The sequence below is a fragment of the Desulfobulbaceae bacterium genome (genome assembly GCA_013792005.1).
Classification (GTDB): domain Bacteria; phylum Desulfobacterota; class Desulfobulbia; order Desulfobulbales; family VMSU01; genus VMSU01.
The window spans coordinates 1-7,342 of the sequence record VMSU01000191.1 but is presented as its reverse complement, the minus strand read 5'-3'; the positions used below and the strand labels follow the sequence as shown (position 1 = coordinate 7,342).

Sequence of the window (7,342 nt, the reverse complement as noted above, 5' to 3'; positions counted from 1 at the left end):
CAGTAGATCGGACTTTTTGCGACGCCATTACCCTTGCTTCTTTCTTAACAGCTAGGACAAGCGACGGAAACACGATAAAATACCAATTACGGGTCAAGTTGCAAGGCTAAAATTGTTGTTTTCATTTATGGTCGTTACGAATATAGTTGCATTCAATGGCTACTCAAACATGGAAATGGGTACCTTCTCAATAGCTATCAACTTGATCCAAATAGAAAAACAACTACAACACCCTGACTAACACGAACTCTTGGTATGACTAAGAAAGATGGAGAATACTATGCCACAAGTTATCGCTCTAGCCGGAAAAGGGGGAACCGGCAAGACTACAACCACCGCCCTGCTGCTCAAATACCTCCTGGAAAAAAAGAAAACACCTGTCTTACTGGTCGATGCTGACCCTAATGCCAATCTCAACGAATTGCTCGAGCTGCAAATTGGCTTGACCATCGGCCAAGTCAGAAAAGAAATCAAGGGCGAGGTCCCAGCCCACATCAGCCGCGACCAGTTCATGGAAATGAAGGTCCACCAGGCCCTGATCGAAGAGTCAGGGTTTGACCTCTTAGTCATGGGCCAGCCGGACGGTCCTGGCTGCTATTGCGCCGCCAACCAATTCCTGGCCATGGCTATGGATCACTTGGCAAGCAATTACCAATATATCCTGGTGGACAACGAAGCGGGCATGGAACATTTGAGCCGATTGAACCTGACCACAATCAACCATTTACTAGTTATTTCTGATCCATCCGCCCGAGGGGTTATGACAGCAGGCCGCATCTCGGAAATAACCAAACCCTTGAATCTCAAAGTTGAATCAAAATGGCTAATCGTCAATCGAGCTCCCAACCCGTCCCCCCAAGCACTGCTCGACAAGATCGAACAAACAGTACGTGATGCTGACCTTCCTTTGGCAGGTCTCATCCATTCAAGCGAAGACTTAATCACCCAGGAACTTTCCGGAAAATCCTATCTCACTCTCAAAACCGACCTTACAGTCATGCGTGAGGCATACTCCGTTTTCGACAAGATTTTCTCATGATCCAACTCTCCTCGTCCCACCCCCTTATTTTTTCAGCAGAAAGAATTGCAGGGGTTGATATTCTTTTAGGGTTATACCTGCAGACAATACACTGGCAGATAATTTTTTGGCACAAAAGGGTATGAAGGCGCTCGGGAAAATCCCGAAGGTTCTATATAATTGTAAGAAAAGTCAAGCAGTGGACGGGATATTTCCCTATAAGTTGTGAGAAGGCAGTGCCGCCGCTGGAATCCTATCATTGTTTTCTGGTCACTACCCAGGCTAACTCATACCCACGAACAAGTCGTCGGACTCTACACGGAAAAAGGCCCCAAGCACAGAGGCTTAGGGCCTAAAGTTCACATCCCAATCAGACTCGCTTCCTATCTTTTAATATTGATGAGTTCATTCAGCATATCATCGGTGGTGGTGATAATCTTTGAGTTGGCCTGAAATCCTCTCTGCACCGTAATCAACTTAACAAACTCTATCCCTAAGTCCACATTCGACTGCTCCAAGGCGTTGGGAGCAATAGACCCCAACCCGTTAGTGCCAGGGGCGCCTGTGACTGGGGCTCCGGACTCCGTGGTCTCGGTAAAGACATTACCACCCCGCTTACTGAGTCCTGCCAAGTTACTAAAATTGGCCAACGCCACCTGCGCCTTTTTCAAGACCTGACCGTTAGAATAATGGCCGGTTATTACCCCATTAACATCTGTCGACACAGACTGGAGGAATCCGGACGAAAATCCGTCCTGATCCTGAAAGATAGTCGTAGAGCTATTGGCATACTGCGTTGACGCCAACGCCTCTGGGGCAAAGTTGGTTGTAACCACATCACCTTGCTGACTCCCATCCTCAGAACTGATGTCGGCCGTGACAAAATCAAATGCTGCCCCCGACACCCCAAAGATATCCTGCAAATTACCATTCGTAGGGTAGGTAACACTATTGATTGCTAAACTGCTGCCCGAAGCCACGGTATCGGCCACTCGATCTGTCAAGATCAAACGACCGGCGCTATCAATTGATGCCTGACAAGCAAAATCATCTTCCAGCTGATTCATCAAATCCTGTACCGTCCCAGGATTACCATCAGTTTTCGTGTATGCTACGGTGAATGTGCTGGCAACACTGGTGCCATCACGTTTTGTCCCCACAAACTGAAAAATATCACCATCACTGACTCCCCGCGGTAAGCCCCCGTTCAACAATGGATCATTATTGTCATCATAGACGCTGCTCCATTGGGTAGTAGACATAATCGGCGTGGTATCACCGGTATTGGTACTGAATGCCCGTCCAGTGGAAATCACCAATTTCTTCGAGGTAGTGAAATTAATCAAACCTTCCACCGATTGCTTTGGAGTAAGGAGAGTAGCCGCTCCATCAACCAGGCCAAAAGGGTTGGCGGTTGTTACTCCACTCCTGTCGTTAAAAGTCATTGTCACCCCCAAACTCCCCGACTGAGTCGTATCCACCACCCTAATCTTCCCCTCCTGATCCAGAACTGCCTTAACACCACTGTTGGCTCCGCCAAACCCCACTTCCAACGCTGCCAGCAAATCACTGATCTTGCTCCCCGCTAAAACGTTAAAGGTAGTCGCAACAACTGGTGCGCCATCCACATTCGTACCGCTGAAGGTAAAATAATCTCCAACACCAGCAGCCCCTGCTAAAATTGCTGTCGCTGGAGGGCCATCAGTCCCCATCAGCCCATTCAATAGTTGCGTACTATCAGTTACCGCAGTAGCGCCATCGCTGGTAATCTTTCCAGGAGTAATAGAAAAGGTATTATTCACTGTGGCGTGAGCACCGCCAAAAGGGGCAGAGGCATTGGCAGACACAGTTTCAAAGCGAGTCACCAGCATACTGGAATCTCCCGCAATATTGTCACTCAACCGCAATCTTCCCTTAGCATCAATTGAAGAGCTGCACCCAAAGGTACTGTCCAACTGGGTCAAAAGATCCTGAACATCATTGGCAGGGCTAACCGTATACACCAATCTCGTTACTGGGTCGGAACCATTATTATATCCATCAAAAATAAAAATATCGCCCTGACTGATAGTGTTACCATTGCCATCGGCCACCAATGACCACGGAGTAGCAGAGGTAATAAATTGAGAGACATCTCCGCCTGAACCGAGAGCCCTAGCCCCAGCATCACTAACCAGAACCTGTCGTTGGGTGGCAGTTGCTCCTTCATACCTAGCTCCAAAATTAACCTTCACATTCTGGTTGGTAGTCGCCCCAGTAAAGTTGGTAGGAAGGCTAAAGTATGAATCTCCCGACTCCAGCAGTATCCGGTTATCCGCCTTCGAAGGATCGATCTGACCATCTGGTGGGACTTTATAGGCATCAATCTGGGAAATATTTCCAGAAGTGTCGAACTGGATAGTGCCATAGAGCAAGGCACCTGCGCCCTTGTGATTTTCATAATTATAGCGCGTATCCGGATTATAGATAGCCCGTTCCGCTGTGGTCAAGACACGCAGGTCCTCCGTCGGATCGCAGGTGATCAGATACTCCCATTGATTGTCCTTAGTGGTCCGGTCGTAATATACTGTCAGGTCATGACTCGCGCCCTTGGAATCATATACCTTAATTGCTGTTGTATAGTCATACTTGGTGGCATCAATTGGATCGGTCGGATTAACGGCTGCGGCATTGGTCCCATTCCAGTTGGCAAAGAGTCGATCCTCACTGCTCTCATTTGGAGCCCTGGAATCGACATTAACAATCACATCGACATTGGTGGTGGCCACCGGCGGAGTATTCTTGCCTATATTAATATCACCGATAGTCCCTTGTCGCTGACCAGTCGTCGAATCAATAGTCCACCCTTGAGTAAAGTACCCCATAGGATTAACAAGATTCCCCTGTTGATCAAAACCAAACTCGCCTGCCCGGCTATACATATCCGCCTCAGCGCTGTCAGACGCCCTAAGCATGAAAAAACCCTGGCCACCGATTGCCATATCCGTCGCTGACGAGGAACTCTCAAACGAGCCCTGGGCAAAAAGGCTGCTGATCGTACTCAACGTCACGCCCCTGCCAACTTGGGCCCCGCCCGCTGCAGTCGACACAGACTGAGACAGGACGTCCTGAAATGACGAACGACTGGATTTAAAGGCCATGGTGTTAACATTAGCGACGTTATCACCCAACACGCTCATGGCCTCACCCATGGTGCTCAATCCGCTAATACTTGCATATAATGAACTTGAAATAGCCATTATCTTCCTCCTGCTTTAATCATTCAAAAAATCTCAATCTCGGTCGTTACCATGCCGAGGCGCCCGCGACTCAATATCTCAACTCATCTTTAGAAAATTTCCTTTTTCATCATTTAACCTGAATAATATCGCTGGTCTTAGCCAGAATCATATTATCAAGGGTAACAACAGTGGTCCCCATCTCGAAATTAACACCAGTCACTTTACCAGTACTCCGATAGGATACGGGCAGCATCTCGCCGGTTAAGGCTACAGCCTCGACCTCATAGTGATACAAACCGTCAGGCAATTGACTTCCAGATGAACTCTTACCATCCCACTCAACCTGATACGGGCCAGGCCCCGTGCTGCCAACGCTCTCCTGCCATACCGGCCGGTTATTCTCATCAAAAATCGTGACTTTGATTGAGGTAGCCGAATCATCGAGAACAAATTCAGTGGGCACAGCCTCTCCATCAACCACAACCATGCCGTTCCCTGCCACCTGGGCGCTATTACCCAATAGATTCAACAACTGGAGATTGTTCTGGGACATCTGATACTCCAGGAGCTTCTCCATGTTGGTACTCATATTCATGGTCGCCTCCATGTTACTGAACTGAGCAAGCTGCGATGCCATTTCATAGCTGTCCATCGGCTTCATCGGGTCCTGATATTGAAGCTGGGTAATAAATAACTTCATAAAGTCATCCTTCTGAAGATCCTTTTTACCGACTGCTCCCTCCGGCTGAACCAAACCACTGCCTACTGATGTCACACCACTTTCTGAGACGGCCATTACTACTCCTCCTCACACAAACAGACTGATTCCGCCATGAAGGCTGTGAATCTGCCCAGCTTGACTCATCTCGGCTATAACAGCCGGCTGAGCTAATTTATTCCTATCTTGAACCCGGTTCTTGACCATCTCTTCCCAGGCTCGAGCAAACTGTTTGCCCTCATCAGCAGGATGATCCTGTTGATCAACAGACACTGCCATCTCGCCAAGAGTAAATCCTCGGCGCTCAAGGTTATCCTTAAAATCCCCCATATTAGCCTCCATCGCCTCCTTCACTTTTTGGTTTTCCATAATAAAAGTGACAGATAGATGGCTTCCACGAACCTGAAGATCTACCTTGACTTCGCCCAGCTCTTTTGGATAGAGGGTCAATGCCAGATGATGGTCGTTATTCCTCAAACCACGTAAAACACCACTGGAGATCTGTTCAACAGCAAATTGTTGAAGCTCGGGGGTAAAACGCACTCGTGGCATTTGAAACTTGGAACCGGGGTCAACGCCAGAATCAAGATTCCTCGATTGAACACCTGGCTGAGTATCCCCGCCTACGCTCATCTGTTTATCAGGCTTCGCGCCAACCGTCTTTTCAACAAGACCATCTGTCGCGTCCTCAGGCGCTTTGGTTATAGATTCGTCAGCACTCATTATCCACTGTTGATCCAGGGCCTTATTCTCGGCATTTTTTTCCTCTTTCAGTTGTGCCCCATCAACCTGTTGCCAATTAGGAGAACTCACCACTGCCTCACTGGTAACCTTCTCAACTTTGACAGTAGCCGAACTGACCATCATCTGTATCTGCTCATATACCGCCTTCATGGCGCCCTGCACCACAGGAGTCCACCCAACACCCTCTTCCTGAAACCCAGCTTGTGACAGCACCAGCTGCAACCCATCCAAAAAACCAGGGAGATTGGCCTTGGGGCGGGCCTCCCCTGCCGCGACCACTGCTTGCTGTAAAAGACTCTGGAGACGATCCAAAGTCATTGACACCTGGGCATCCCCTTGACCCTGCCGAAGGCCTGCCAGTGCATTCTCCTCAAGAGACTTCACTTCCGGAAACATCATATCTATCACTGCAGTTGGAACCCCAGCCTCGGTGAACATAGCTGACATCTGCTCCCGTTCCCAGTCCGACAGGACGAACGATGAGGAATCACCCTGGACTTGAACCTGCACACTTTGAACCTGCACACTTTGAACCTGTTGCCCTCGTATGTCCACTCCTGAAACCAGCCCCCCTGGGGCCTGAAGAGAAGAAATACTTTTTATTCCCTGCAGATAGGCAGCAAGGTCAAGCTGATCGACCCCATTTACTCCTTGCGCATCAATACGTTTGATCGACTCAGGGCTCACACCCAGACGGGCAAGAAAGCTGTCCAATAAAGGGAGATAGGTCTCTGATGCCGTTACCTTAGTAGCCTCCCCCAATTCTTTGAAATTCTTTTCCAATGCAGCAAACAAATCGGCCAGAGGAAGCCCCCCCTCCTGCTCCATCTGCTTCTTCAATAGAGCCAGAGCCGAGGAGTCCATGCCTGCCTGAACCGCCAATTGCTCCAATATTCCAACATCCTGAAGTTGAAAGGACCACTGCCCCACATCACTATTGGGCTTCTCCAATGTTTTTTGAAGATATTGGATCACCTGTTGCAGCAGAGCCTCGACACTGACAGGCTGATCACTCCCTTGATCTGACTCGGTATTGGTCACTTTATTTACCTTCCTAATCACACCCACCACATTCTCCCGAGCTGTTTTATCGGCGCTGACTTGACGCTGCAAATGCTGGATAAATGAACCATCCTGACCAGTCGGCACTTGAGTTTTTGGGTCAACACTCTTAACAGGCAAACTTTGAGCAACAATGTTGGGCATTATAATATTGGCCATGTCCTTTTCCTCTTTTCATTTACCTACTCTTACTCCTTACGTTACAAATAACGAGTAAGACGACTCTCCTGAAACTATAGCAACCCATGTGCCAACTCCTCATACAACTATGAAAAGGCACGACTAAAAGCTGACTAACCTCATAATTACATTAACATAATGGCACAGGAAGGAATTGCACAACACAAGAAAACCCCTATCACAAGGCGACACAATGCACTCCTACCCTTGCCTATAGCGGAAGGAAGTTCCTAGCACAACAACCACAACAATCATCAGCACCGGCAAGACTTGCCATTGTAAAACTTCCCTTATCTGTGCCGCCTCATTTTCGATAACACTAGGAGCCTGTCGGACTTAGACATAAATCTACTGCAAATTCGTAAAACCGGCCCATATCTCCATGAATTTTCGTTAAAT

At 48.4% G+C, this 7,342-nt stretch carries 4 protein-coding genes; 1 reads left to right on the top strand and 3 read right to left on the bottom strand.

What is annotated here, in order from left to right; genetic code table 11:
• The first annotated feature begins 280 nt into the window (after positions 1–280).
• On the top strand, positions 281–1,039 hold the full coding sequence (locus tag FP815_12425; protein MBA3015733.1) for an AAA family ATPase: 759 nt from the start codon (positions 281–283) through the stop codon (positions 1,037–1,039).
• 362 nt (positions 1,040–1,401) lie between these two features.
• On the opposite strand, the gene FP815_12420 is transcribed toward FP815_12425, so the two are convergent.
• The 3 genes from FP815_12420 to FP815_12410 all read right to left on the bottom strand — a co-directional run bounded on the left by FP815_12420 (position 1,402) and on the right by FP815_12410 (position 6,922).
• Positions 1,402–4,257 carry a flagellar hook-basal body complex protein gene (locus tag FP815_12420; GenBank protein ID MBA3015732.1) on the bottom strand — a complete coding sequence of 952 codons (2,856 nt, stop codon included), beginning with the start codon at positions 4,255–4,257 and terminating at the stop codon, positions 1,402–1,404.
• A 109-nt stretch (positions 4,258–4,366) separates the two neighbouring features.
• Positions 4,367–5,035, bottom strand: a complete 669-nt coding sequence (locus FP815_12415; protein ID MBA3015731.1) for a flagellar hook assembly protein FlgD — start codon at positions 5,033–5,035, stop codon at positions 4,367–4,369.
• A gap of 12 nt (positions 5,036–5,047) precedes the next feature.
• Complete coding sequence (locus tag FP815_12410) at positions 5,048–6,922, bottom strand: flagellar hook-length control protein FliK (protein MBA3015730.1); 1,875 nt, start codon at positions 6,920–6,922, stop codon at positions 5,048–5,050.
• Positions 6,923–7,342: the final 420 nt, after the last annotated feature.

Bases quoted from the DNA above. Each gene is read 5' to 3' on its own strand.
- FP815_12410 (MBA3015730.1), bottom strand. From the start codon at position 6,922: ATGGCCAATATTATAATGCCCAACATTGTTGCTCAAAGTTTGCCTGTT.
- FP815_12415 (MBA3015731.1), bottom strand. From the start codon at position 5,035: ATGGCCGTCTCAGAAAGTGGTGTGACATCAGTAGGCAGTGGTTTGGTT.
- FP815_12425 (MBA3015733.1), top strand. From the start codon at position 281: ATGCCACAAGTTATCGCTCTAGCCGGAAAAGGGGGAACCGGCAAGACT.
- FP815_12420 (MBA3015732.1), bottom strand. From the start codon at position 4,257: ATGGCTATTTCAAGTTCATTATATGCAAGTATTAGCGGATTGAGCACC.